The following is a 24,047-nucleotide window of genomic DNA, read 5'->3' on the forward strand; positions in this document are numbered from 1 at the left end:
AGAAATTTATTTTTCAAAATCATGTATTAGTCAATAAGCATTAGCAAACAAAAGAAAAATAACTAAAATCAGCTTATATCAGAGGATAACGCAAGCATTCGTTGAATATTGCTAGATGGCGTTTTTGTCTGCAACCGTAGTTGTAAGTTACTGGTTGAGTAGCCTGAGTTGGCTATTAACCCAATTATCACCCTTGGCTATATATTCAGACTGACGGGGTTTCATTAAAGTTACCCTGTGCTCGGCAGCACACAACGGATACGATGCGTAAAGAGACGCATCAAAAAAGTCTGAAAAAAGGGTAAATTTGTCAAGGTAAGTAAGTCCTATATTAGACGAGAGAAATAAAAAAAAGCCCGCTTTTGCGGACTTTGTTTATGTACAGCATTGAAAGTTTACTTCACAATCTGATTATTCGAGGTGTAATAAACCTTGCTCCCTGTATCTGGAACAAAATGACAGTTGAGAGCAGAACGCCATAAAGACTTCCAAACAGGTTCTTCAGATTTATGGAAGTAGTCACCCATAATCGGTTTAATCGCCTCAGTTGCTTTCAGCAAATTGTAGTGAGGGATATTAAGGAAGATGTGGTGAGCAACGTGAGTACCGATATCGTGATGGATATGATTGATCAAACCGTAGTCTCTGTCAATGCTTGAAATAGCACCTTTAAGGAAAGTCCATTCTTCGCCACGATACCAGGCAATTTCTGGTTCTGTGTGGTGCAAAAACGTCACCAAATCTAGCCAAATGATAAACACAATGTAGGGTACAGCATAGTTTTTGATAAACCATAAGAAACCCCATTGATAGGTGAGGAAACCCAACAAACCTACCATGCAAATCAAAAGTGCAGTACTAGTGAGAACATCCCATTTTTCAGATGGTTTAAACAGCGGACTACTGGGTGAAAAGTGGGAGCCTTCTTTACCCGGAGAACGCTTAAACAAATACACTGGATAAGCCAATAGAAAAACATAAAATCGGCCTATCTTTTGTAAAGTTGGCATCTCCTTGTACTCTGATTCAGAGATAGGATACCAGCTTTCATCATTCTCTAAACTGCCAGTGTTTTTGTGGTGGGTTCTGTGGCTAATGCGCCAACCGTGATAGGGAACAAGTATCGGTGTGTGGGTAAGATGTCCAACTAAATCATTGAGCCATTTATGCTTAGAAAAAGATTGGTGTCCGCAGTCGTGACCAACTACAAACAAAGCCCAAAACATTGTGCCTTGCATTAGCCAGAAAACTGGCCAGAAGTACCAAGAATCTAGGTAATTAGCAACTGCATACAGCAGACCGACAATCAGGATGTCACGAAAGCAGTAAAATAGGGATTTCCCTACATTGGGCTGAAAACATTCAGCGGGAATTGCAGCTTTTAAATCCTGAAGGGTAAAGGGGAGTTTATTTGTAGCCTCAGATGATTCAGAGCTATCAGGCTGGTTGAGATTGATTGTATTTGATTGCACTAGATTCTTTTGTTGGATATAACAAGGTAGTCACATTTGAAGTGATGCACAGCTTGGGTTATTTCTGAGAACTTTCCAAATTGTACATAGATAATATCTAGCAATTTAATTAATATGGAGAATTGCCAGATATTCAGGATAAAGGATGAAAGCTGAAGGATAAATAATGGTGACATACATTCATACTTCATGCTTCATGCTGATTTATCGCTCTGCGTAATATTCGTCAAAAGACTTATAGCCAACATCAGTTGTATATAGTTGACACTGGTCTGTAATTTGCTTCATTAAAGACCAAGAGAACTGACATTCATCATGCAGATAATCACCCCAATTTTCTTTGATACTACGGTAAGCTAACCGCAAATTATAAGAAGGAATGGCAGTAGATATGTGGTGAGGGACGTGGACATTGATATCGTGGCAAAGAAATTCTACCCAAGCAGGGTAATCGCAATGAATTGTACCAGATAGCTGTGCTATGAACTCGTTCCACTTGTCGGCTGCTGGAAAAGGAACATCGGCAGCAGTATGGTGAACAATCGTAAAAGTACTCATCCAAAAATGGTAACCCAGCCAGGGTATAACCCAAAATTTGATAAATCCCCAGATACCAGTTGTAGCAATGAGAGTTGGGAAAACAACCGCTGCAAATAGCACAACTACAGCCACAGAAAGCTTGATGCTAGATTGGTCTTTTGTTTTAAAATTCCGCCAATCAAAATGCACAACTGCCCAATGTCCAACTGAACCTACCCACCAGAGACGGTAACGCATGAAGCCTTCAAACACAGACTGTCTGCTTTTATCCCAATCTGCAAAAACTTCTGGTCTAATAGGATGCCAAGCGTTATCCTCTTCCAGTTTGTTGGTGTGTTTATGGTGATAATTATGTTTAATGCGCCAACTGTGAAAGGGGTAAATCAACGGCATCATGAACAAGTGTCCGACCAAATCGTTTACCCAGCGACGTTTGGCAAATGAACGATGACCACAATCATGACCAATTACAAAAAAACCTGTTAAAGCAGTCCCTGTGAAAATCCAAGCTAGGGGTAAGAGATACCAAGGTGCGATCGCCAAGAAAAAGTAGGATAAGGCTACCATAAAGACGCTAGTTAGCGCTCTTGTCCAGGCTTTGCGTTTATTCTGCTGAAAACATTCCTTTGGTAGGCTTTTGACAATATCTTTTAGCCTCAGGTCGGAATTACCAAGGTCTGTAGAGGTACGATTAATTTCGTCTCTACCAAATGTTTCGTTTTTAATTGATGTAGTAGTCATGAATACCTGAAAAACAGCAAAATGTTTCGTCAAGTCACTCAGGAAAGTGGCTTGCCGCAAAGTTTTGTAACATTAATGTTTCGGATTATATCAACCTAAGCTACCACAGCGCACATGAAAATATTTTTTGTCAACTGTTTCCGAATTGGCGAATAGATATTTTAGTTACTGGAGAAAATTAATCAAGGGTCAAGATTCACAAGCAAAGAGTCAATAGCCCACAGTCAATGATTTATTGACTATATGACTATTGACTATATGAATATTGACTCTGGAGTTACTGCTTTCTCTCTGCTAGCTTGACATTCGTAGCTAGACCGAGGAGTTGCAGCACTTGAATTGTCATCCAAGTTAAATCGATTTCCCACCATTCCAGCCCATGACGAGCTGAGTATTGAAAAGCATGGTGGTTATTGTGCCAGCCTTCGCCAAAAACGAGTACGGCTACCCACCAGCAGTTAGTTGAATGATCACCTGAATCATGGGTGCGATAGCCGAATTTGTGAGTAGCGCTGTTCACTAACCAGGTGCAATGATAAACCCAGACGATGCGGGCAAAAATTCCCCAAACAACAAAAGACCAGCCACCCAAGAGCAATAGTCCGATACCCAAAGCTACTTGGATGAGAATGAAATACTTTTGTAAAAACTGATAGACTGGGTCTTCGGAAATATCTTTGGTGAAACGAGGAACATCTGCTTGAGCCGGTGAGTGATAGACCAGCCAACCCATGTGGCTCCACCAGAAGCCTTTATTGGAATCATGGGGGTCGGTATCAGTATCTGAATGTAAATGATGAAGGCGATGTATACCTACCCACTCGATTGGCCCACCTTGACAGGAAAGTGTCCCGAAAAGAACCAAGAGATACTCTAGCCACTTGGGCGTTTGAAAACTGCGATGGGTGACAAGGCGGTGAAATCCTAGGGTAATTCCTAAACCGCCAGTTACCCAGTAAAGCAATAAAGCTACACCAACTGCATTCCAGCTAAAGTTACTAGGGAGAAGGGCAAACAAAGCCCCAATGTGTAGTGCAGCGAAAAATAGGGTATTAACCCAGTTAAGTTGAGGTTTTGTTGAGGTAGCAATTGTCATGCATTAACCTGAATAGGAATTGTTCAGCCTAAGGGTGCGCGATCTTAAAATCCGCATATCTAAATTTTTTTTGAAAGGGGAAGTAATGAACAGCTTGGAACAGATGCAGCAAGCAGAACAGGCACTGTTAGAAATTTTTTCTGTAATTGACATACAGGTCAAGCATAATCTTAAACGAGTGCTAGATGCTTTTCGTAATCACCGTGTAGGTACACACCATTTTGCTGGTGTAAGTGGTTATGGTCACGATGATTTAGGGCGAGAAACTTTAGATAAAGTTTTTGCTGAAGTGATGGGTGCCGAAGCTGCGGCGGTGCGAGTGCAGTTTGTTTCAGGAACGCATGCGATCGCTTGTGCTTTATTTGGTGTACTCCGTCCTGGAGATGAAATGTTAGCAGTAGTTGGTTCTCCCTACGATACGCTCGAAGAAGTAATTGGTTTACGGGGGCAAGGACAAGGCTCCTTAATCGAGTTTGGCATAAATTACCGCCAATTGGAGCTAATTCCTGAAGGAACAATAGATTGGCAAGCTTTAAGCAACAGTATTGCTGATAACACTCGTTTAGTATTAATTCAACGCTCTTGTGGCTATTCTTGGCGTCCCAGCTTATCAATTGCCGACATTGAAAAAATCGTCCATTTAGTCAAACAGCAAAACCCTAACACCATTTGCTTTGTAGACAACTGCTACGGCGAATTTATTGAAACCCAGGAACCGACAAATGTTGGTGCTGATTTAATGGCGGGTTCATTGATTAAAAATCCTGGTGGGACTATTGTGAGCGCAGGCGGTTATGTTGCTGGACGTGCTGATTTAGTCGAAGCATCTGCTTGTCGCTTGACTGCTCCTGGTATTGGTAGTTATGGCGGTGCCACTTTTGACCAAAATCGCCTGTTATTTCAAGGCTTATTTCTGGCGCCGCAGATGGTTGGGGAGGCGATGAAAGGAACTTACCTGACTGGGTACGTATTTGACAAACTCGGTTATCCTGTGAATCCTGCACCCCTTGCGCCTCGTGGGGATGTGATTCAAGCTATTAAACTTGGTTCTGCTAAAAAGCTGATTGCCTTCTGTAAAGCGATTCAACAGCATTCGCCTATTGGTTCTTACCTCGACCCCATTCCTGATGATATGCCGGGGTATGAGAGCCAGGTAGTGATGGCTGGAGGGACATTTATTGAGGGTAGTACTTTGGAATTGTCAGCGGATGGGCCAATGCGATCGCCTTATGTGGTGTATTGCCAGGGGGGGACTCATTGGACTCATGTGGCGATCGCACTTCAGGCGGCGATTGAGGCCATAGGCCCGGCTTAAGAAAGGCTCACGCAAAGGCGCAAAGGCGCAAAGGAAGGAGTTTTAAGTGCATCTTTGCGTCTTTGATGTGAGTTTCTATAAACGATTTACAACTCGCGAGATACCGTCTTTGATGAGGAAGGAGCCAAAGTTGATGAGTAAGCCAAGGCGTTTGTTAGCAAGGCAAAGGTAGGTTAGTAGTTGTTTTTTGTGTACTGGATGAATTGTTTCTACTGATTTGAGTTCGATAATTACCTTGTCTTCAACTATCAGGTCTGCTCGAAAGCCCACCTCTAAATGTACACGTTCGTAAACGACGGGTATCGGTTGTTCTGCTTCAACCCGCAATCCTCGCTTGTGCAACTCATATTCCAGAACCTTCTGATACACAGACTCCAGCAAGCCTGGCCCCAAAGTTTTGTGAACCTTGTAAGCTGCATCAACAATCTCCTTGGCAATCTCATTTTCATCCATCTTTCTTTGCGCCTTTGCGCCTTTGCGTGAGCCTTTATTCCGGTAATTTATACTGCCCAACGATCTGCTTCGCAAACTCCGGAACGTGCGCCTCCAACTTCTCTGGATGATTCCGCTTCACATACAAATAATTTCGTGTGAAGTGGGAATCAATAGAAAACCGCGCATATTCTAAACCTTTGGGGCCGATTCTCTCAATCACTACACCCATGAGTTTTGCCGCCCACATTGGCAAGGTAACACCTTGATCATAAGCAGGAATACTTTGTTGTACGGCTTCTTTGCGGTTGCCTTGGGACATCACCGGCTGGGTGTCTAATTGGTCTTGCACCAAATTTAACATTTCTTTGCCTGTATCATTTCTGACTACAATCCATTGCCAGCGGAAGGGTGCGCCCATGTAGCCAACAACTAAATCTGCTAAGGAGTTGACGTAATCAAAGCAACTCATGCAGGAGGGGGCGAAAACATCTTTGAGTTGGTTGGTTTTTAAGCCGAAGAAGGGTACTGTTTCTGTTGAACCGTCTTCATGCTTGAAATGCACCCGGTAGTCTTGCATGAACTCATAACTTACTACTGTATGAGGCGATCGGCTGGTGGTTTCTAAGAATTTTTGCAGTCCGGCGCGGGTAACGTTATCTACGCATGGTGTACCTAAAACATACAGTTTTTCTAAACCCAGTTGTTTTTCAACGGCTCGTAATGCTTGGATTTGGCAACCTACACCAATGACTAATAACCGCTTCATTCCCGATTTTTCTATCTGTTCTAATACGGAAAGGTTGGGAGAAAGGGTGGGTTTATTTACTCGCGCTGCTAGTATTTCTTCGGGGGTGCGGGCGATAATTGGCATGGGTTGAAAGCGGTCTTCTTTGGTGTTTTGCACGCAAACGACGCCTTCAACTAAGCCACGATTCAGCATTTCAATGGCGATGCTGCTAACGATTCCTGTCCATTGTGCGCCTTCGATGGGTTCTTGTTTCCGCGCCGCTATCATGTCTTGATGAACACCAAAGTATACTTCATTTTCGTCTTCAAGGTTGCGGGGGCGGTTGTGGGTTTGGGTTTCTAGTTCGCCGATTTGCTGATTTATAAAGGCGCAAGCTACTTTGACATAATGGATATAATATGTATCGCACAGTCCGCACTCGCTACAGAGTTCTTTGGCTGGACGGCGGCTTGTGGGTTTTAAGGCTCTAGCTTTTTTATGTTTGTTGGAGTCTATGGAAGTCATAATAATTCGTTTTATGCAGACGGCGCTTTTATAACAATACCTTTACAGGCCATACAGTTAACGATAGAGATTGAACAAGAAGAGGATGGGCGGTTTTTGGCTAATCTGATTTACCACTAAAATCAAAAATCAATGCTTCCGTAATTTTTCTATAGGCGTCAAAGTATTAATTAGTCTAAACTTGGTTAGTAAAGTTACTCAAGCAATTCATGGGACTCTACGACCAAAACCAATCAGCACAGGATGAGTTACAAAAGTTACGCGAAGGAGCAAGCCACTCCAGAGCAGCCCAAAAAATTGCTCAACGAGATTATGCGAAAGCTCAAGCGGAAGCTGATAAATGGGAACAACGATATCAACTTGCTCTAAAAGCAGATAATCAGGATTTAATTAGTAAAGCAAAATTCCAAAAAGAACGATACCAAGCAATTGCTAGCAGGCTAAAAATCCTTGTAGAGGATCAACAACCACAAGTAGATGCAATTAAAAGTAATTTAACATCTTGGGAGACAAAGGTTTCTGAAGCACAGAATGAAGATATTGATATATTGGCTGATGATGAATTACAATTGCTTAAACAAGTATTATTTGTAACACCTGATTTTCAAGAGCAAACTCAAGATAAAAAAGATGCTAAACTACTTTTATCAGAGGCTATTAACGAGATAGAACAAGTTGTAACAGACGCTGTTGCTAATCAAGACAATATTCAAAAAGATTTTAAAAAAGCGCAGATAGAAGCTAAATACTGGAACGAAAAAGCTCAGACAGCCTTGAAAAATAATGATGATGATTTAGCCCTTAAAGCTGTAGCGAATAAAAAAATTAAAAACGAAATTGCGCTTACTATTCAAACTCAGCTTCAGCAGCAGGAAACTACGATAAATCTACTTATACAAAACCTGATACTTCTAGAAAAACTCAGGGAAAAATTGGGTATAGCACAACATCAAGACTCAATACCCGATACTCAACAAACAAGTACTTCTAGCTCAAGCATGGTTAATAATGAACTTGAAGAACTGCGAAAACAACTAGATGAACTTTAGTATCGCACCTTCTCCCCTCTTCCTTCTCTTCAAGACGCTTCGGGAACGTGTTCTTTGTGTCCTTCATGGTTCATTCCTCTTGCCTCTTCACTATTAAGCACTGGGGAAACTAAGAAAAGCGATACCTACGGTAAGCTACGATAAAGTCATGGTTAAGACTACCAATACCAAAACCAGATGCAAGCTGATAAATATCCCTTTGCTCAAGAACTGATTACTGATATTGAAGGTAACATCAAAAAAGTAGTGATTAATTTCCCTGACTATCTACGCTTGCTAGAAGCAATTGAGGACGAAGGACTGATCCTAGCAATGAAAAAAGTAGAAAATGAAACGCCACTAAACCTTGATGAAGCACTAGCAGAATTAGAAAAAGAGTGAATACCCAGTATTTACCTAGCTTTGTCAAAGACTTAAAAGTACTCAAAAGTACACCTTCTTACGAGTCTATTAAGAAATTTGCTTTTGAAGAAATACGCCAAATATCAACCTTTCAAGAAATCGCCAATATCAAAAAGCTTCAGGGATATGATAATGCTTATCGAATTCGTGTAGGTGATTATCGTATTGGCATAATCTTTGATGGTGAAACAGTAATCTTCGAGAGAGTTTTACACCGCAAAGAAATTTACCGCTATTTTCCAAAATAGGCAAAATAGCACCTCTTCCGTCTTTCTCTGCGTCCTCTGCGCCTCTGCGGTTCGTTCCTCTTCAATTCCTCCAAACACAAACCAGTGACACAAACATCCAAAACAGGTGCAGCATTCATCGCCGGCGGAACCCTAGCAGGTGCGGGAATCTCCTCAACAGTCGGCGGAATGGGATTAGCAGGCGGATTTGGTGCTGTGGGAATTGGCACAACTCCTGTAACTGCTGCTGGTGCTGTTGCTGGTGCGGCTGTTTATGGAGCTTTTAAAGCGATCGCAACAGGAGATGCAGCAGCTTTTGGTGCGATGGGAATTGGCGCTTTTGGTGGTGCAGGTTTTTCCAGTGTTGTTGGTGGGATGGGAATTGTTGCACCAAAAATTGGTTTAGCATTTGGCGTTGGTACAATACCAATGGCGGGAGTTGGTGCGGTGGTAGGAGTCGCCGCCTATGGTGTCGCCAAACTGTTAGACGAATCTCAATTTAAAGAAACTCCCATGCAAGTTTTTGAACGCATGGAAGAAAAAGTTTCACAGATGGATTATTACAACGCTGCTGTGATTGAGTTAGATTTATTTTTATCCGGTGAGGATATCAACTCAAAATTTGCAGCTTTGGAAATTGACGATGAGTTACAAGCGCTGAAAGCTAAATTAAAGCAGCGTGAATCTTCTACCCCCAAGATTGAACCAGAAATAGGAACTCTCACAAGCCAGACGCCGGAAACTTGGAGATGCGTACAGACTCTCAAGGGACACACAGCCGCTGTCAATGCCATCGCATTTCATCCCGATGGTAACACCTTTATCAGCGGCAGTAACGACCGACAAGTTCATCTGTGGAACTCAAAAACAGGAAAATGGCTTTATACTTTTTCTGGACAAGCTGAAGCAGTTTTATCTGTTGCTATTAGTCCCGATGGTAAACAGATTGTTAGTGGTAGCATAGATCGCAAAATCAGCAGTTGGCAGCTAGATACAAAAAAATTTAACCGCACATTCTTTTATTTAACTTCTCCCTACAGTCATAATGGCTTTGTTCACGCGCTTGCTTACAGTCCTGACGGGAACATTATTGCTAGTGCTAGTAATGATAAAACTATTAGACTTTGGGGAAGATACACGGGAAGTTTCAAACTGGCTTTAAACGGACATTCAGATGCAGTTTTGACTATTGCTATTAGTCCCGACGGCAAAACTCTTGTTAGTGGCGGTGCTGACAAAACTATCAGAATTTGGGATTTACAAAATTATCAACAGCGCTGTATTTTGACTCAACATTCAGCAGTAAATACAGTTATTCTGAGTCCAGATAATCAAACTCTGATTAGTGGAAGTAATGACACCACAATTAAGCTGTGGAATTTTCACGCCGGAGAATTACTCTACAACCTAACTGGACATTCCACGGCGGTTCTGTCCCTTGCTATTAGTCCCGATGGACAAACCCTCGCCAGTAGCAGCAGAGATGGCATAATTAAACTTTGGCATATCCAAACTGGGAAATTACTAAAAACTCTTTCTGGGTGCTGTCCTGTTGCTTTCCATCCTGATGGTAAAACGCTTTTAAGTGGCGGTAATAACGGCAGTATCAAGATTTGGCAGCAAATGCCAGGTTTTGACGAATTTACACCTAAGGGCATTTTATCAGGGGAATGGTGGCAGGTTTTGGGCGTAGATCAGCATACGCACCCCAAAGAGGTTAAGCTTGCTTACTTGCGATTAGCCAGATTGTATCATCCTGATATTAACGATTCTGTAACTGCCAAAGTTTCAATGCAAGCAGTTAATCAAGCTTATCGGGAGTTTCAGGCGCTATCGATGGATGATAAATAAGTTACACAATTTTAATTGCCAGTTACGTAAGCGATCACTCAGTCAACAAATCCTGGTACATTGCTTCTAAATTGTGTAGCAATTTACCATCATTTACATTCAAAAATTGAAGTTATTAGATAAAAACACCAAAAAAAGGGCTAAATACCTGAGTATATTGCACAATATCAGCATAGGCTGCTATCTTACTCAAGATATTTTATAATTAGGCAATTTTGCTTATTGTTCTTGGAGTATAGTTACGATTGTTTAACTCGAATTATTAAACTTGTGTGATTGTTTCAAACACTGCTTTATTTTCTATTTTCTAGCCGCTAGTTTCTTTCTGGGGCTGGAAGAAAAGCTATGATATGACTTTACTCTAGTGTACTTAGACATTTTCGATTTTACTGCTAGAAGCTCGTATTTTCAAGGTTCAATAGGTTACAATAGGTGTCTATTCGAGATATAGCCCTTCAGAAGGATTGACATTCTAAATTCTTCTGCCTTTCATATTGCTTATTCAGACAAAAGGTTATAAATTGTTAGGTTATAGGGGAATAGTTTGGTTTGTAGTGTCAAAAAGTAATCCTAAATGAATGAATATACTGCAAGGGGTTTAAACTTCACACAAACCTTGAACAGTACCAGAGAGATATTTTTGTTTTGTCAAGCAAAGTTCCGGGCATAAGAACGGAGAAATGAATAAGCTAAAAATATATCTTGTGGAACTGTTTTTAGGTATTATTTCATTGCTTGATGTAGATTAAAGCTAACTATAATTCACTAAAATGATAATTGATTATCAGCAAATTAACTGTCAATTAAGCTGCATAATAATCAGTAACTTTAGCTTATATTGTTTGATTATTTAATTCCAGCAAAAGTTATCTATATTTGCTATTTTAAAATCTGTTTTTGTTATGCTGAAAATAGCAGAAATAAAGAGAAAAAACGCATCTACCACAAATTCACGTTCTCAATGGAGTTATTCTGGCGATGCAACTAAACGAATTGGGCAAAACTGAAAATATAGAAACTGAAGCGTGGCAAGCGCTAGAAAATTCAATCCTCTACTATAAAGGGCGTCCTGTAGGTACTTTAGCTGCCTACGATCCCTCTGTAGAGGCGCTTAATTATGACCAGTGCTTTATCCGAGATTTTGTCTCTTCCGCCTTGATTTTTTTGATTAAAGGTAGAACAGATATTGTTCGCAATTTTCTAGAAGAAACATTAAAGTTACAGCCTAAAGAAAAGGCATTAGATGCCTATAAACCTGGTCGTGGTTTGATACCAGCTAGCTTCAAAGTTGTCTTATCAGATGGAGAAGAAGTTTTAGAAGCGGATTTTGGTGAACATGCGATCGCCAGAGTCACACCGGTTGATTCTTGCCTGTGGTGGCTGATTTTGTTGCGTGCTTATGTAGTTTCCACAAATGATTATTCTCTAGCCTATCAACCTGAATTCCAAACTGGTATCAGGTTAATTATGGATATTTGCTTGGCTAATCGCTTTGATATGTATCCAACGCTGTTAGTTCCAGATGGCGCTTGCATGATTGATCGGCGGATGGGTATTTATGGTCATCCGTTGGAAATTCAAGTCCTATTTTTTACAGCATTGCGTGCAGCTCGTGAGTTACTAGTTTGTCGAGGAAATGAAGAGATTGTTGAAGCAATAGATAATCGATTACCGCTGCTATGTGGTCATATTCGTCAGCATTATTGGATAGATATTAATCGCCTGAATGCAATTTATCGCTTCAAGAGTGAAGAATATGGCAAAGCGGCTGTTAATCTTTTTAACATCTATGCGGATTCCCTACCTTATTATGAACTAGATAAATGGCTACCAAAAAAAGGTGGTTATTTAGCAGGCAATGTGGGCCCATCACAGCTAGATACTCGCTTCTTTTCACTGGGAAACTTAATGGCGATAGTTTCTGATTTGGCTACCGAACAGCAGTCCCAAGCGATTATGAATCTCATTGAAAAACGATGGGAAGATTTAGTGGGAGATATGCCGATGAAAATTTGCTTCCCAGCTTTGGAACATGAAGAATACAGAGTGGTTACAGGATGTGACCCAAAAAATATACCTTGGTCATATCATAATGCTGGTAGCTGGCCTGTCTTAATGTGGATGTTAGCGGCAGCTGCTGTGAAGACTAAGAGAGTAAGTTTAGCAGAAAAGGCGATTGAAATTGCCCAATCACGCCTAGGTGGAGATGAATGGCCAGAATATTACGATGGTAAGAAGGGCCGATTAATTGGTAAACAAGCGAGGAAATATCAAACCTGGACAATTACTGGCTATTTATTAGCCAAAGAACTGATAGCAAACCCCTCTCATTTACCCTTAGTCAGTTTTGATAAATTACCCTCAGAAGCAGTTTCTAAAGCTTGTGAGCTTGAAATCAACAGCGTAGGCCCATATCTGTCTCGCTAGGGGGCTGATACCGATTCCGCAAGCTGGAAATTGGCTACTTAAATAAATTTTTTAGGGGGATGATAATATCGTCCCCCTAAAAGTATAGGACTAAAAAAAACACGATTTATCGATGGGGACTAAACAAAATTACAACGGTTCCTATGAGGGAAATTGCCACACCGAGAACATCCCACCTATCTGGTTTGACGCCTTCAGCTAACCATAACCAAACCAGAGATGAAAGTATATAAATGCCACCATAAGCAGCGTATACTCTGCCGGCATTGGTGGCATCTACTTTGGTGAGAGTAATGGCGAAGAAAATTAGGGCGAAAATTCCGGGAATAATCCAAAATATACTCTTTCCTAATCTCAACCATGCCCAAAAGCTGTAGCACCCAGAAATTTCTCCTAGTGCTGCTATTAGGAGAAAGGCCAGGGTTGATATTTCCTTCATTTTGAATTGTTTAAGCTGGAACTACAAATTTTTCGCTACCTGCTAAATCAAAGGCGGCGTGAATGACTTGCAAAGCTTGCACACCTTGCTCTTGTGCTACAACGCAGCTAATTTTAATTTCTGAAGTGGCAATCATTTGAATATTGATTTGGTTTTCGGCTAGGGCTGCAAACATCTTGGCGGCGATTCCTGGTTGTCCTACCATGGCTGCACCGACAATACTGACTTTAGCGATCGCACTATCTAAGACTACTTCACCCCATCCTAATTCTGGGGCAATTTGCGAAAGTCTTTGCTGGGCGTTTTCCCCATCCATCTGGGCGACAGTAAAGGCTATATCCCGCCGGGCAATGCCATCAACCACCCGACAGCGCTGGGATTGAATAATCATATCAACGCTGATGTTGTGTCGCGCTAACAGTCCAAATAACCTGGCTGCCATCCCCGGACGATCAGGTACTTGGCGAATAGCTAAACGGGCTTGGTTCATATCTAACGCAACACCACGGACAGGGAGTGAGGAGAGAGGAGTGTTGATTTCTGAGTTCCTGTATGGGGTGTTTTGAGTTTTGTTTTTTACTTCTTCTAAATCAAAGGCTTCCCGGAGTGCAACGATCGCGCGATCGCATTCTGCAGCTGCGACTACACAACTCACTTTCACTTCACTGGTAGAAATCATCTGGATGTTTACCCCTACTTCGGCTAAGGTAGCAAACATCTTCGCCGCTACCCCAGGACGCCCAATCATACCGGCGCCGGCGATGCTAACTTTGGCAATATTTTGCTCAATCATCACCTCAGCTTCATCTGAGTTAGGTTGATTTCGCAGTGCTGGGGCGATCGCAGCTGCCACCGCTTCTGCCCGTTTTAATATTGGTGTACTTACGGTAAAAGCAATGTCATTACTATTACTTTCGTGAATTGACTGAATAATCAAGTCTACATCTACATTTTGGCGGCAAATCTCCCCAAATAGCCGCGCTGCTACCCCTGGTTTATCGGGTACGCGCAATAAAGCCACCTTCGCTTGATCGGTGTCGAACTCTACATCATCTACAGGCAGGGCAATTTCTAAATTCACAAGCGATCGCCCTTGGGGTTTAGCTGTTGTCACCCAAGTCCCCGGCTCATCCGTCCAGCTAGAACGTACAACCAAAGGCACACCGTAATTCCGGGCAATTTCCACAGCGCGGGGATGGAGCACCTTTGCCCCCAAGCTGGCTAATTCCAGCATTTCATCACAGGTGATTTCCCCCATTAGTTGGGCTTCGGGCACGAGGCGGGGGTCTGTAGTTAAAATCCCTGGAACATCTGTATAAATTTCACAATAATTTGCCCCAATGGCTGCTGCCATAGCCACCGCTGAAGTATCGGAACCCCCACGCCCCAAAGTGGTAATTTCCATTTCTCCACCGTTGGATATACCTTGAAACCCGGCTACTATCACTACTTTGCCTGCATTGATATGCCGCAACAGGCGATCGGTTTCAATGTGCAAAATGCGGGCGCGGGTATGTTCAGCTTCGGTAACAATTCCTACCTGAGCGCCAGTCATCGAAATTGCTGGCTGTCCGAGTTCCTGCAATGCCATACTCACTAAAGCAATGGTTACTTGCTCACCAGTGGAAAGCAGCATATCCATTTCCCGGCGGTTAGGATTGGTTGATATTGCATTGGCTAGTTTGACTAGTCCATCAGTGGTTTTCCCCATCGCCGAAACCACTACCACCAGCGAGTTTCCTGCTTTTACAGTTTTGTAAACGCGCTGTGCAACAGCTTGAATTCTTTCGACTGAACCAACAGATGTACCACCGTATTTCTGAACTATGAGCGCCATAACTTTTATTCAATCAATTGTGCCTGCTTTGATCAACGCCTCCACCGGGTGAGGAAGCCCGGAGGCGATCGCCAGTTATTGAGTTTAATTAACATTGGATGCACATAATGAAAAATAAATCATTAAAAATAAGAATATCTGAGAGACCTTTGAATAAGCTACAGTTATATGCAGCACAGGCTGATAAAACAATGACACAAGTACTAGAAGAATTATTTGATACCCTGGCAGAAATCAAATAAATATTGTGTTCATTGCTCAATGGTAGTTTTAATTGTTCCTGCTGTGCAGAAAAATATTAAAACTACCTTCTCCCAACTGACTCGGATTCATCCCGACACCAATTTGAGTACAAATATGGTGTGGGGCTTCTACTGTTTCAGCTAAAGCTTCCAACTATCCAAAACGACCATTCACATAGTCGGCGGTCTTATTATTTGATGGTTGATTAAAAATTACTTCTGTTTTATCAAACTCCACCAAGTCGCCCAAATACATAAACCCCGTATAGTCAGACACACGAGTTGCCTGCTGCATATTGTGGGTAACAATCAAAATTGTCACTGTTTTTTTCAGTTGAGCAATCAACTCTTCAATGCTGGCAGTAGCTATTGGGTCTAGGGCTGATGTCGGCTCATCAAATAGAATCATCTCAGGGTTAGTCGCCAAAGCACGAGCGATGCACAGCCGCTGCTGTTGACCGCCAGAAAGGTTAAAAGCTAAGTCATTCAAGCGATCCTTTACTTCACCCCACAAAGCTGCACCCTGCAAAGCTTTCTCTACTTTCTCATCAATGACTCCACGCCTCGATTCACCCCGTACCCTCAAACCATAAGCCACATTTTCATAAATTGACTTAGGAAAAGGATTCGGTCTTTGAAATACCATGCTAATCCGCATCCGCACCTCAATGGGGTCAATCTTATTACTGAGCAAATTAATCCCATCCGGCTCCAAGGCAATTTCTCCTTGATAGCGATTTCCGGGATAGAGGTCGTGCATTCGATTGAAACAGCGTAACAAAGTAGTTTTGCCACATCCAGAGGGGCCAATCAGTGCAGTTACCTGCTTCTCAGCTACTGGCATATTAATGTCTTTCAGAGCGTGGGCAGTTCCTCCGTAGTAGAAATTGAGGTAATTAACCGAAGCTTTGACTGGTCTTCCCAGCGTTGATGATGCTGTTTCTACCATTTGATTTTTTTGCGTATACGATAGCGAATATACATTGCTATAGAGTTCATAACCAAAGTAATGGCAATTAGGACAATACCTGCCGTTGCTGCATTCACTTGAAAGTCAGCCTGGGGACGGGATATCCAATCGAACATTTGGATGGGCAAAACTGTGAACGGAGCCAGTAACCAGGAAAAGGAAATATAGGGAAACTGCTCTGTAATTGGCGGTTCTGGTAAAAAGGCAATGAATGTGAGAGCACCAACAGTAATTAGAGGGGCAGTTTCACCAATGGCTCGTGCTAAGGCAACAATAATACCAGTAAGAATTGTACCTGTTGAGTAAGGTAGAACATGATCCCAAATCATTTGCCACTTAGTAGCTCCTACCGCATAAGCAGCTTCGCGGATACTATTAGGAATGGCACGCAAAGCTTCACGAGTGTTAACTATCACTACTGGCAAAACTAATAGGGCCAAGGTCAACCCAGCGGTGATAATGCTTTGACCAAGGTTGAACCCATAGACAAACACTCCCAAAGCTAGAAGCCCATAAATAATCGAGGGCACTCCTGCCAGGTTGGTGACATTAATTTCAATTAAATCAGACAACCAGTTTTTTCGGGCATATTCTTCTAAGTAAATCCCTGAAGCTATGCCAATGGGGATTGCTACTAATGAAGTTACCAACATTACTAAGAGGGTTCCCACCCAAGCTGAAAGGATGCCGGCTTCTTCTGCGTTGCGACTAGGAAATGAAGTCAAAAATTGCCATGAAAGACGTGGCAAACCATCACTACTCAAGTCAAATAACAGTGCCAGCAGTGTGACAATACCAATCAGCATCGACAAAAAACCAATAGTGCTGAAAATATATTCTGCTCGCTTATTGCGGGTAATAGTCTTGCGGACTTCCCGAATATTGAGAGTTGTCATGTTAATAAATTTCTCTGTAGCGTTTGGCGAGGAAATGACCAATGATGTTGAAAACCAAAGTTATCAGCACTAGAGTTAGTCCCACTGCAAAAATAGTCTCGTATTCTAGGCTGCCATGAGGTAGGTCACCAAGGCTCACTGACACAATATAGGCGGTCATGGTAGCTGCTGGTTCCATCGGGTTTAAAGTCAGGTTGGGTTGTCCACCGGCAGCAATAGCAACTACCATTGTTTCACCAACGGCACGAGAAATCGCCAAAATATAAGCTGCTGATATGCCAGAAATTGATGCTGGTAATACGACTCGCAAAGCTGTTTGTAAGCGGGTAGCCCCGGTTGCATAAGAACCCTCACGCAGATTGGTGGGTACCGCACGCATGGCATCTTCGCTGAAGGAACTAACATAAGGAATAATCATGATGCCGATGACTAGCCCTGCACTCAACATACTAAAACCAGGCAAATTCGGTAGAAGTACCTGTAATAATGGTGTGACAAATAACAGCGCAAAATAACCATAAACTACTGTAGGAATACCCGCTAGCAGTTCTAAGGCTGGCTTGACTACTTCCCGGACTAAGGGAGGAGCAAATTCACTCAGGTATATAGCAATAGTTGTACCTAGCGGTATTGCTACTAATAAGGCAACAGTTGTGGTAACTAAAGTCCCTGAAACCAGCGGCCAAATTCCGTAGTGTTTATCGTCAAATAAAGGTGTCCACTGGGTATCTGTCAGAAATTCCCATAAAGATACTTTCTGGAAAAATATTATCGACTCGTAAAACAACACACCAATAATTGCTACCGTAGTTGCTACAGAGGAAAGTGCCGCTAGAAACAAGACAGACTCAATTGCCCGTTCCCGCAAATCGCGCACTAGCTTTGGAGAAAATTGAGTTTGTTGTACACTACTCATGTTGGGGATAAGCGCTACTGGTTTGGTGCAGATCGCTTCTTGTATGATTAATTTAAATGGATCAAGAGAGGTGTGATACCTCCCTTTGGTAAATTATCAGCAAGTTCAAACTTCAGAACTAGACTTATTCTTTAGCGTCACGGCGTATCAGTTCTTCAATCTTCAGCCCAACTGCTTCTTTACCACCAAACACGCTGCCAAATCTTTTCTTGTTGAAGTGGCTCTGGGCAGTAGTGTATGCTGACCCTGGCAAGGCTACATATTTTACTTCTTTCACCAACTTAGGTGCATTCTGCAAGTAAAATTGCACAAACTGCTTAACCTCTGGTTTGTTAGCAGCCTTGTTACTGACATAGATAAATATAGGGCGAGATAATGGATTATAAGTGCCATTTTTTACTGTCACTTCTGAGGGCGCTACACCGTTAACGGCTACTGACTTCAGTTTATTCTTATTTTCTGCATAGTAGGCAAAACCAAAGTAGCCTAGGGCATTCTTGTCACGGGCAACACCCTGCACAAGTACGTTGTCGTCTTCACTAGCGGTAAAATCACCCCGGCTAGACTTAGATTTGCCAACAATGGCTTCGGTGAAGTAGTCGAAGGTTCCAGAGTTAGTACCAGCACCAAACAACTTCAGTGGTGCATTGGGAAATCCTGCACGGACTTGATTCCAGTTATTAATTTTACCCTGCGCCCCTGGTTCCCAAATTTTCTTGAGTTCAGCTACACTCAGGTTTTTTGCCCAAGTGTTTTGGGGATTAACTACCACTGTCAAGGCATCATAAGCTACTGGTATTTCGATGTAACGAATGCCAGCAGCTTTGCATTGATCAACTTCTTTTTGTAGGATGGGGCGGGAAGCATTGGAGATGTCTGTCTCACCACGGCAGAATTTTTTAAAGCCGCCACCAGTACCAGAAACCCCAACGGTAACTCTAACTTTACCTCTTTGAGACTTTTGGAATTCTTCTGCTACTGCTTCAGTAATGGGGAAAACTGTGCTGGAACCATCAATCTTAATTGTACTGACACTTTGGGACTGAACTGCGGACATTGATACACCCAAGGTCGCTGTCATTAATGAAATTACACCTAATGCTTTCAAGCTGTTAGGTTTAAGATTAATTCTGTTCACAAAAAGACTCCTAGTTTATTGCACGTGATATTTCCGCTGAATCACTCGAAAGGAACAATAGTTCTATTAAGCTAAAAAACAGTGAAAAAATGAAGCGTGTATAATATAAAGTCACACGGCAAGGTAATATATAAATTAATTGTTGGTTAGGTAAAGGTTAACTTCTAGCAAATATTCTGCAATATCTAATTAATGACCAAATATCTGCTGTTTAGTTATTTTCATCTCTTACAGCCTTTTTCTTAAAAGCAAGATAGTGCAACTGCACCGCTGATTTGACTGCTTTGCTTAATCAATATTGATTTCACCCGTTTTGCAAGTATGAGTAAAATAATTCCCGCCATCAGAGTCAAAAACTTCGGTTTTTATTATGACACCCAAAAGATATTTGAAGGCGTGTCAATGGATATTCAGCAAAACAAAGTGACAGCAATTATTGGGCCTAATGGTTGTGGCAAGTCTACCTTTCTGAAGTCTCTCAATCGCATGAGTGAATTAGAAGGAAAAGTGCGAATTGAAGGGAGGGTAGAATTTTTTGATCAGCATATTTATGAGCGTCGGATCAACTTAAATCGGCTACGTCGCCAAATTAGTATGGTTTTCCCCAAGCCCAATCTTTTCCCCATGAGTGTTTACGATAATGTAGCTTATGGGGTGAAATTAGTAGGGTGGCATCCAAAAGCTGAATTAGATAGAATTGTCGAATCAGCAATCATTGCTGCGTCCCTCTGGGATGAAGTGAAAAATAAGCTGCATAAATCGGCTTTAGACCTCTCTGGTGGACAACAGCAGCGATTATGCATTGCCCGTGCGCTAGCAGTTAAACCGAAAGTTCTCTTGATGGATGAGCCTTGTTGTGGTCTTGATCATATCGCTAGCCTGAAAATTGAAGAACTGATTCAGAGGTTGCGTTCTGATTTGGCAATTGTGATTGTCACTCACAATATGCAGCAAGTCTCTCGCTTATCTGATTTTACGGCTTTGTTTCACAGCAATGAAAATCGCATTGGTCAAATGCTGGAATTTGTGCCCACAACTAAAATTTTCACCAACCCTCTTGACTCCCGTACCCGTGATTATGTTTTAGCTCGTCTCGGATAAAAAAATAACTCAAGTGATAGAAGAATTAATAGATTCTTTGTCCGAACCGAAAAATAAAGAGTGTTGATTCCTCATGCATCCATTCCCTTATCAACTCGTGGTTGATTTTGGTAATAGATGCAATCGTCATCAACCGCTCCCTATCCCCACCCTATGATTACATTGAGGGTGGGGACTTCCGCGTTACGTTAAAAAGGGAATTTGCACTTTGTTTTTTGTGCCTTTTTTGGAAATTTACTTTAGAATAAGTATTAAATACACTACTTTGATAGATTTATCGTAGTTTAAATAAAGCCTAAAATACTAGACTGCTTGATTACTATCGGGAATTAGTCCCATGTCTACCAATAAATTTGTAAACTTCACCCCAGTTAATAGCCGCATTCTTGTACCCCAGCGTTATCACAGGCAACCTGTGATTTCTCGGCTGGTTTCGCGCTATGGTTTACAGGTGAATATCAAAGCGGCATCCTTAGCATCAGGTAGCGACAGTGACGGCTGGTTTGATTTAGAAATTTCGGGAAATCCCCAAGAATTGACAAATAGCCTTTCTTACTTGCAAGGATTGGGAGTGGATTTAGTGCAATTGGCGATCGCAAATCACATCCAGTCTAACCAAAACCCTCAGTCTTTCCCCAACATAGACAGCAATCTGACCCAGAGAAAACCTGGAATACTGCTCAAAACTCAATGGGGTGAAGAATTCCAGCAATGGATTTCTACAGGTGAAACTAATCGACTACGCTTGCAACTATGCATCCTCAAAGCCTATCACGAAAAACCAATAATTTCCTCTTTAGTATCTCGCTATCAGCTCACAGTCAACATTACCAGTGCAATACTCAATCCCAATCTGCAAGATGATGGCTGGTTTGACCTGGATTTGTGGGGGAGAACCAAGCAACTGCACTCCAGTTTGAGATACCTAGAAAAACTGGGAATACCAATTTGGCTGGATGGGTCTTTCCTTCATGATGATTCCAACTTGATAAATTAATATTGAACTCTCCCCAGACTGAAGCCACAGGAATTTAAATTCGATAGTTAATTAGCTCAAATTTCATAGTACCAAATCTCTTCTTCTCGCACCACAATTCGATGTAAAGATAGCCGATTAATCAAGCCTTCTTGTTCAAATTGTCCGAGGATACGAGTAATTGTCACACGAGTTGAACCAAGGAGTTCCGCCAAGTCTTCATGAGTTAGACGCATATCTATTAAACGTCCCTTTTCCACTTCAGAGCCAAATTTTTGGGATAACCAGGCCAATAACTTAATCAGCATAGTTTCCACTTTTTTATAGCTACGAATCACCATCAATTCTTCTGCCTGTTGGATGTGGATTAGCAAAGTCTCTGTCAGTTCAGAGTAATCATCTAGAGGTAAGATAGTCGCTTCTACTTTCGTCAGACACTCTATCTGATAAGGCTTGATCTTGGATAGAGCTAAACCAACAATATCTCCAGTCCCCCACAACCCCAGAGCGACTGTTGTACCGTCTTCTAAATAGGTAAAAGTCCGAACAAACCCCCTTTCAATTTTCCACAGAGCATTTTTCTGTTCTGGCAAAAATGACCGCCGTGTAAAAAAATTCTGGGCATTTTTACTGGATGAATTGGTAAGACTTGTGTATAAAGTCCTTGACGTCATTGTATATATAGTCCTTTTCCGATATACTAACCGTAGTATACCTATATTAGGTGACAAAAAGCTATGGGTATTGTAGTTAACAATGTATCTAAACAATTTGGCTCCTTTAGGGCTGTTGACCAAGTTAGTTTAGAGATTAAAATCGGCTCTTTAGTGGCACTTTTGGGCCCATCCGGCTCAGGAAAATCAACCCTACTGCGGATGATTGCAGGCTTAGAGAAGCCTGATGCTGGGGAAATTTGGCTAGTTGGTGAAAATGCCACCTACAAATCGGTGCAGGAACGTCATATTGGGTTTGTGTTTCAGCATTACGCCCTGTTTAAACATCTGACAGTGCGGGAGAATGTGGCTTTTGCCTTGGAACTGCGTAAGGCTCCAAAAAACAGGATCAAGCAGCGAGTTGAGGAACTTTTAGATTTGGTACAATTGCAAGGATTAGGCGATCGCTATCCCTCTCAAATGTCAGGCGGTCAACGGCAACGGGTAGCACTGGCACGGGCCTTGGCAGTTCAGCCACAAGTATTACTGCTTGACGAACCCTTTGGGGCATTAGATGCCAAAGTCCGCAAAGAATTGCGAAGTTGGTTAAGACACCTCCATGAAGGTGTGAAGGTCACAACCGTATTTGTTACCCACGACCAGGAAGAAGCAATGGAAGTTGCTGATGAGATTGTGGTAATGAATCAAGGTCGGGTAGAGCAAGTTGGTACTCCAGCAGAGATTTATGACCAACCGGCAACAGCTTTTGTGATGAGCTTTCTTGGATCGGTAAATGTTTTACCTGCTAACTCTGGCATCCAACCAAATAATGGCTTGGTAACTCCAGACGATCAAGTCTTTTTACGCCCTCATGATGTTCTCATTCAAACTCATGCAGCCGAAGATGTTGCACCCGCCAAAGTTAACCACATTATTCACTTGGGTTGGGAGATTCGGGTCGAGTTGCTTTTAGAGTTGGGACAAAGAATTAATGTTCACCTCAGCCGGGAACAGTTCCAGCAACTCGAACTCCAGGAAAACCAGCAAGTTTATATCAAACCCAAAAAAGCCAAGGTTTTTCCCGCTTACGCTTTGAGCTAGCAGACTCTTTACTCTTTACTGGGTAAGAGTTTTACCAATCACCAATCAGGATTTAAGGATTTTTGGATGAGCACTCCTTAATCTTTATAATCCTCAAATCAATCATGTTAATCCTTTAATCTGAGAATCTTGATCCCAATTCCTAAATTCCGGCACCATCCAGAAACGCTGCAATCATGGAATCAGAATCGCTCTGAGTATTGGCAGTTTGTTCTGTTTCGGACTCGGTTAAGTTCAAACTTGATGTATTTTGCAAATGCTCAACCTGCTTTTCTAGAGTCTTGACCCGTTCAAATAGAGCACCTATGACTTCAGCTTCCACGTCGCGCACTTTATCATGAGCTAGAGCATCGGCATTGAGGTTGTTCTGACGAGTGACACGCCCAGGAATGCCAACGACTGTAGTGTTGCTGGGGGCATCTCGCAGTACTACTGAACCTGCGCCAATGCGGACGCGATCGCCAATTTGAATATTACCCAAAACCTTCGCACCTGCTCCTACAACCACATGAGAGCCTAAAGTGGGATGACGTTTACCGCTTTCTTTTCCAGTACCGCCAAGGGTAACACCCTGATAAATCAGGGCATAATCACCCACAATGGCTGTCTCGCCAATCACCACTCCCATGCCGTGGTCAATAAATACCCCCTGGCCAATAACTGCCCCTGGGTGAATTTCAATTCCGGTTAAAAACCGACTAATATGAGAAATAAACCGAGGTATAAACGGCAGCCCCATTTTATATAGTCCGTGTGCCAGACGGTGACACATTAAAGCTTGGAGTCCAGGATAACAGAACAAAACCTCTAGCCAGTTACGGGCTGCGGGGTCACGCTCAAAAATCGTTCGCAAATCAGTTAGTAGCATATTTGGTTGAGATCGCCGTTGGTAGGCGAAGCTAAGAAAAGGAACATCAAGATAATTCCCTCAACAGATGAAGCTATTTGTGGGAATTTATCGGATAATCTAC

Annotated in this window: 22 protein-coding genes; 9 read left to right on the forward strand and 13 right to left on the reverse strand. The window is 42.2% G+C overall.

Annotated elements, in window-relative coordinates; all coding sequences use genetic code 11:
- Positions 1 to 395: 395 nt before the first annotated feature.
- The 3 genes from H6G32_RS02305 to H6G32_RS02315 form a co-directional block, all read right to left on the reverse strand.
- Positions 396 to 1,472: a fatty acid desaturase gene (locus H6G32_RS02305; protein WP_190454156.1), complete on the reverse strand. Its 1,077-nt coding sequence runs from the start codon at positions 1,470 to 1,472 to the stop codon at positions 396 to 398.
- A 204-nt stretch (positions 1,473 to 1,676) separates the two neighbouring features.
- Complete coding sequence (locus H6G32_RS02310; protein ID WP_190454159.1) at positions 1,677 to 2,753, reverse strand: fatty acid desaturase; 1,077 nt, start codon at positions 2,751 to 2,753, stop codon at positions 1,677 to 1,679.
- 277 nt (positions 2,754 to 3,030) lie between these two features.
- Complete coding sequence (locus H6G32_RS02315) at positions 3,031 to 3,849, reverse strand: acyl-CoA desaturase (protein ID WP_190454163.1); 819 nt, start codon at positions 3,847 to 3,849, stop codon at positions 3,031 to 3,033.
- 85 nt (positions 3,850 to 3,934) lie between these two features.
- Between H6G32_RS02315 and H6G32_RS02320 the strand changes: the two genes are divergently transcribed.
- Positions 3,935 to 5,164 (forward strand): methionine gamma-lyase family protein, encoded by a 1,230-nt coding sequence (locus tag H6G32_RS02320; RefSeq protein WP_190454166.1) that lies wholly within the window; start codon positions 3,935 to 3,937, stop codon positions 5,162 to 5,164.
- Between the two features lie 75 nt (positions 5,165 to 5,239).
- Here the strand turns inward: H6G32_RS02320 and H6G32_RS02325 are convergent, their stop codons facing one another.
- Entirely contained in the window at positions 5,240 to 5,617 is a 378-nt protein-coding gene (locus H6G32_RS02325; RefSeq protein WP_190454169.1) for a GxxExxY protein, read from the reverse strand.
- Between the two features lie 34 nt (positions 5,618 to 5,651).
- On the reverse strand, positions 5,652 to 6,851 hold the full coding sequence (locus H6G32_RS02330) for a Coenzyme F420 hydrogenase/dehydrogenase, beta subunit C-terminal domain (RefSeq protein ID WP_190454172.1): 1,200 nt from the start codon (positions 6,849 to 6,851) through the stop codon (positions 5,652 to 5,654).
- Positions 6,852 to 7,060: 209 nt separating this feature from the next.
- Between H6G32_RS02330 and H6G32_RS02335 the strand changes: the two genes are divergently transcribed.
- The 5 genes from H6G32_RS02335 to H6G32_RS02355 all read left to right on the forward strand — a co-directional run bounded on the left by H6G32_RS02335 (position 7,061) and on the right by H6G32_RS02355 (position 12,807).
- Complete coding sequence (locus H6G32_RS02335) at positions 7,061 to 7,900, forward strand: PspA/IM30 family protein (protein ID WP_190454175.1); 840 nt, start codon at positions 7,061 to 7,063, stop codon at positions 7,898 to 7,900.
- A 177-nt stretch (positions 7,901 to 8,077) separates the two neighbouring features.
- On the forward strand, positions 8,078 to 8,281 hold the full coding sequence (locus H6G32_RS02340) for a hypothetical protein (RefSeq protein WP_190454178.1): 204 nt from the start codon (positions 8,078 to 8,080) through the stop codon (positions 8,279 to 8,281).
- Entirely contained in the window at positions 8,278 to 8,550 is a 273-nt protein-coding gene (locus H6G32_RS02345) for a type II toxin-antitoxin system RelE family toxin (RefSeq protein ID WP_190454181.1), read from the forward strand. Before H6G32_RS02340 ends, H6G32_RS02345 begins: the two co-directional genes overlap by 4 nt.
- 84 nt (positions 8,551 to 8,634) lie before the next feature.
- Complete coding sequence (locus tag H6G32_RS02350) at positions 8,635 to 10,380, forward strand: DnaJ domain-containing protein (protein WP_190454184.1); 1,746 nt, start codon at positions 8,635 to 8,637, stop codon at positions 10,378 to 10,380.
- Positions 10,381 to 11,358: 978 nt separating this feature from the next.
- On the forward strand, positions 11,359 to 12,807 hold the full coding sequence (locus H6G32_RS02355) for a glycoside hydrolase 100 family protein (RefSeq protein ID WP_190454187.1): 1,449 nt from the start codon (positions 11,359 to 11,361) through the stop codon (positions 12,805 to 12,807).
- A 106-nt stretch (positions 12,808 to 12,913) separates the two neighbouring features.
- On the opposite strand, the gene H6G32_RS02360 is transcribed toward H6G32_RS02355, so the two are convergent.
- From H6G32_RS02360 to H6G32_RS02385, 6 genes are all read right to left on the reverse strand, one after another.
- Positions 12,914 to 13,246 (reverse strand): YnfA family protein, encoded by a 333-nt coding sequence (locus H6G32_RS02360; RefSeq protein ID WP_199327966.1) that lies wholly within the window; start codon positions 13,244 to 13,246, stop codon positions 12,914 to 12,916.
- A 10-nt stretch (positions 13,247 to 13,256) separates the two neighbouring features.
- Entirely contained in the window at positions 13,257 to 15,083 is a 1,827-nt protein-coding gene (locus tag H6G32_RS02365; protein ID WP_190454190.1) for an aspartate kinase, read from the reverse strand.
- A 396-nt stretch (positions 15,084 to 15,479) separates the two neighbouring features.
- Positions 15,480 to 16,274, reverse strand: a complete 795-nt coding sequence (pstB, locus tag H6G32_RS02370) for a phosphate ABC transporter ATP-binding protein PstB (protein ID WP_190454193.1) — start codon at positions 16,272 to 16,274, stop codon at positions 15,480 to 15,482.
- The gene (gene pstA, locus H6G32_RS02375) at positions 16,268 to 17,191 is read right to left on the reverse strand and encodes a phosphate ABC transporter permease PstA (protein ID WP_190454196.1); all 924 of its coding nucleotides are present in this window, start codon (positions 17,189 to 17,191) and stop codon (positions 16,268 to 16,270) included. The genes pstB and pstA overlap by 7 nt, the downstream gene beginning before the upstream one ends.
- Before the next feature lies 1 nt (position 17,192).
- Complete coding sequence (pstC, locus tag H6G32_RS02380; protein ID WP_190454198.1) at positions 17,193 to 18,107, reverse strand: phosphate ABC transporter permease subunit PstC; 915 nt, start codon at positions 18,105 to 18,107, stop codon at positions 17,193 to 17,195.
- Between the two features lie 124 nt (positions 18,108 to 18,231).
- Positions 18,232 to 19,245 (reverse strand): PstS family phosphate ABC transporter substrate-binding protein, encoded by a 1,014-nt coding sequence (locus H6G32_RS02385; RefSeq protein ID WP_190454201.1) that lies wholly within the window; start codon positions 19,243 to 19,245, stop codon positions 18,232 to 18,234.
- Positions 19,246 to 19,566: 321 nt separating this feature from the next.
- Between H6G32_RS02385 and H6G32_RS02390 the strand changes: the two genes are divergently transcribed.
- The gene (locus tag H6G32_RS02390) at positions 19,567 to 20,346 is read left to right on the forward strand and encodes a phosphate ABC transporter ATP-binding protein (RefSeq protein WP_190454203.1); all 780 of its coding nucleotides are present in this window, start codon (positions 19,567 to 19,569) and stop codon (positions 20,344 to 20,346) included.
- Between the two features lie 337 nt (positions 20,347 to 20,683).
- Positions 20,684 to 21,343, forward strand: a complete 660-nt coding sequence (locus tag H6G32_RS02395) for an NIL domain-containing protein (RefSeq protein ID WP_190454207.1) — start codon at positions 20,684 to 20,686, stop codon at positions 21,341 to 21,343.
- Positions 21,344 to 21,399: 56 nt separating this feature from the next.
- Here H6G32_RS02395 and H6G32_RS02400 read toward each other — a convergent pair whose 3' ends face one another.
- Positions 21,400 to 21,996: a Crp/Fnr family transcriptional regulator gene (locus H6G32_RS02400; RefSeq protein WP_190454210.1), complete on the reverse strand. Its 597-nt coding sequence runs from the start codon at positions 21,994 to 21,996 to the stop codon at positions 21,400 to 21,402.
- A 63-nt stretch (positions 21,997 to 22,059) separates the two neighbouring features.
- Between H6G32_RS02400 and H6G32_RS02405 the strand changes: the two genes are divergently transcribed.
- Positions 22,060 to 23,076, forward strand: a complete 1,017-nt coding sequence (locus H6G32_RS02405; RefSeq protein WP_190454213.1) for a sulfate/molybdate ABC transporter ATP-binding protein — start codon at positions 22,060 to 22,062, stop codon at positions 23,074 to 23,076.
- A 142-nt stretch (positions 23,077 to 23,218) separates the two neighbouring features.
- Here the strand turns inward: H6G32_RS02405 and cysE are convergent, their stop codons facing one another.
- On the reverse strand, positions 23,219 to 23,944 hold the full coding sequence (cysE, locus tag H6G32_RS02410; protein ID WP_190454216.1) for a serine O-acetyltransferase: 726 nt from the start codon (positions 23,942 to 23,944) through the stop codon (positions 23,219 to 23,221).
- Positions 23,945 to 24,047: the final 103 nt, after the last annotated feature.

Origin of the sequence: Cylindrospermum sp. FACHB-282 (genome assembly GCF_014697195.1) — a bacterium.
In the GTDB taxonomy this organism is placed as follows: domain Bacteria; phylum Cyanobacteriota; class Cyanobacteriia; order Cyanobacteriales; family Nostocaceae; genus Cylindrospermum.

What these genes read in the sequence shown, in the direction of transcription:
- H6G32_RS02310 (WP_190454159.1), bottom strand. Translation starts at nt 2,753, where the DNA reads ATGACTACTACATCAATTAAAAACGAAACATTTGGTAGAGACGAAATT.
- H6G32_RS02315 (WP_190454163.1), bottom strand. Translation starts at nt 3,849, where the DNA reads ATGACAATTGCTACCTCAACAAAACCTCAACTTAACTGGGTTAATACC.
- H6G32_RS02320 (WP_190454166.1), top strand. Translation starts at nt 3,935, where the DNA reads ATGAACAGCTTGGAACAGATGCAGCAAGCAGAACAGGCACTGTTAGAA.
- H6G32_RS02325 (WP_190454169.1), bottom strand. Translation starts at nt 5,617, where the DNA reads ATGGATGAAAATGAGATTGCCAAGGAGATTGTTGATGCAGCTTACAAG.
- H6G32_RS02330 (WP_190454172.1), bottom strand. Translation starts at nt 6,851, where the DNA reads ATGACTTCCATAGACTCCAACAAACATAAAAAAGCTAGAGCCTTAAAA.
- H6G32_RS02335 (WP_190454175.1), top strand. Translation starts at nt 7,061, where the DNA reads ATGGGACTCTACGACCAAAACCAATCAGCACAGGATGAGTTACAAAAG.
- H6G32_RS02340 (WP_190454178.1), top strand. Translation starts at nt 8,078, where the DNA reads ATGCAAGCTGATAAATATCCCTTTGCTCAAGAACTGATTACTGATATT.
- H6G32_RS02355 (WP_190454187.1), top strand. Translation starts at nt 11,359, where the DNA reads ATGCAACTAAACGAATTGGGCAAAACTGAAAATATAGAAACTGAAGCG.
- H6G32_RS02360 (WP_199327966.1), bottom strand. Translation starts at nt 13,246, where the DNA reads ATGAAGGAAATATCAACCCTGGCCTTTCTCCTAATAGCAGCACTAGGA.
- H6G32_RS02365 (WP_190454190.1), bottom strand. Translation starts at nt 15,083, where the DNA reads ATGGCGCTCATAGTTCAGAAATACGGTGGTACATCTGTTGGTTCAGTC.
- pstB (WP_190454193.1), bottom strand. Translation starts at nt 16,274, where the DNA reads ATGGTAGAAACAGCATCATCAACGCTGGGAAGACCAGTCAAAGCTTCG.
- pstA (WP_190454196.1), bottom strand. Translation starts at nt 17,191, where the DNA reads ATGACAACTCTCAATATTCGGGAAGTCCGCAAGACTATTACCCGCAAT.
- pstC (WP_190454198.1), bottom strand. Translation starts at nt 18,107, where the DNA reads ATGAGTAGTGTACAACAAACTCAATTTTCTCCAAAGCTAGTGCGCGAT.
- H6G32_RS02390 (WP_190454203.1), top strand. Translation starts at nt 19,567, where the DNA reads ATGAGTAAAATAATTCCCGCCATCAGAGTCAAAAACTTCGGTTTTTAT.
- H6G32_RS02395 (WP_190454207.1), top strand. Translation starts at nt 20,684, where the DNA reads ATGTCTACCAATAAATTTGTAAACTTCACCCCAGTTAATAGCCGCATT.
- H6G32_RS02400 (WP_190454210.1), bottom strand. Translation starts at nt 21,996, where the DNA reads ATGACGTCAAGGACTTTATACACAAGTCTTACCAATTCATCCAGTAAA.
- H6G32_RS02405 (WP_190454213.1), top strand. Translation starts at nt 22,060, where the DNA reads ATGGGTATTGTAGTTAACAATGTATCTAAACAATTTGGCTCCTTTAGG.
- cysE (WP_190454216.1), bottom strand. Translation starts at nt 23,944, where the DNA reads ATGCTACTAACTGATTTGCGAACGATTTTTGAGCGTGACCCCGCAGCC.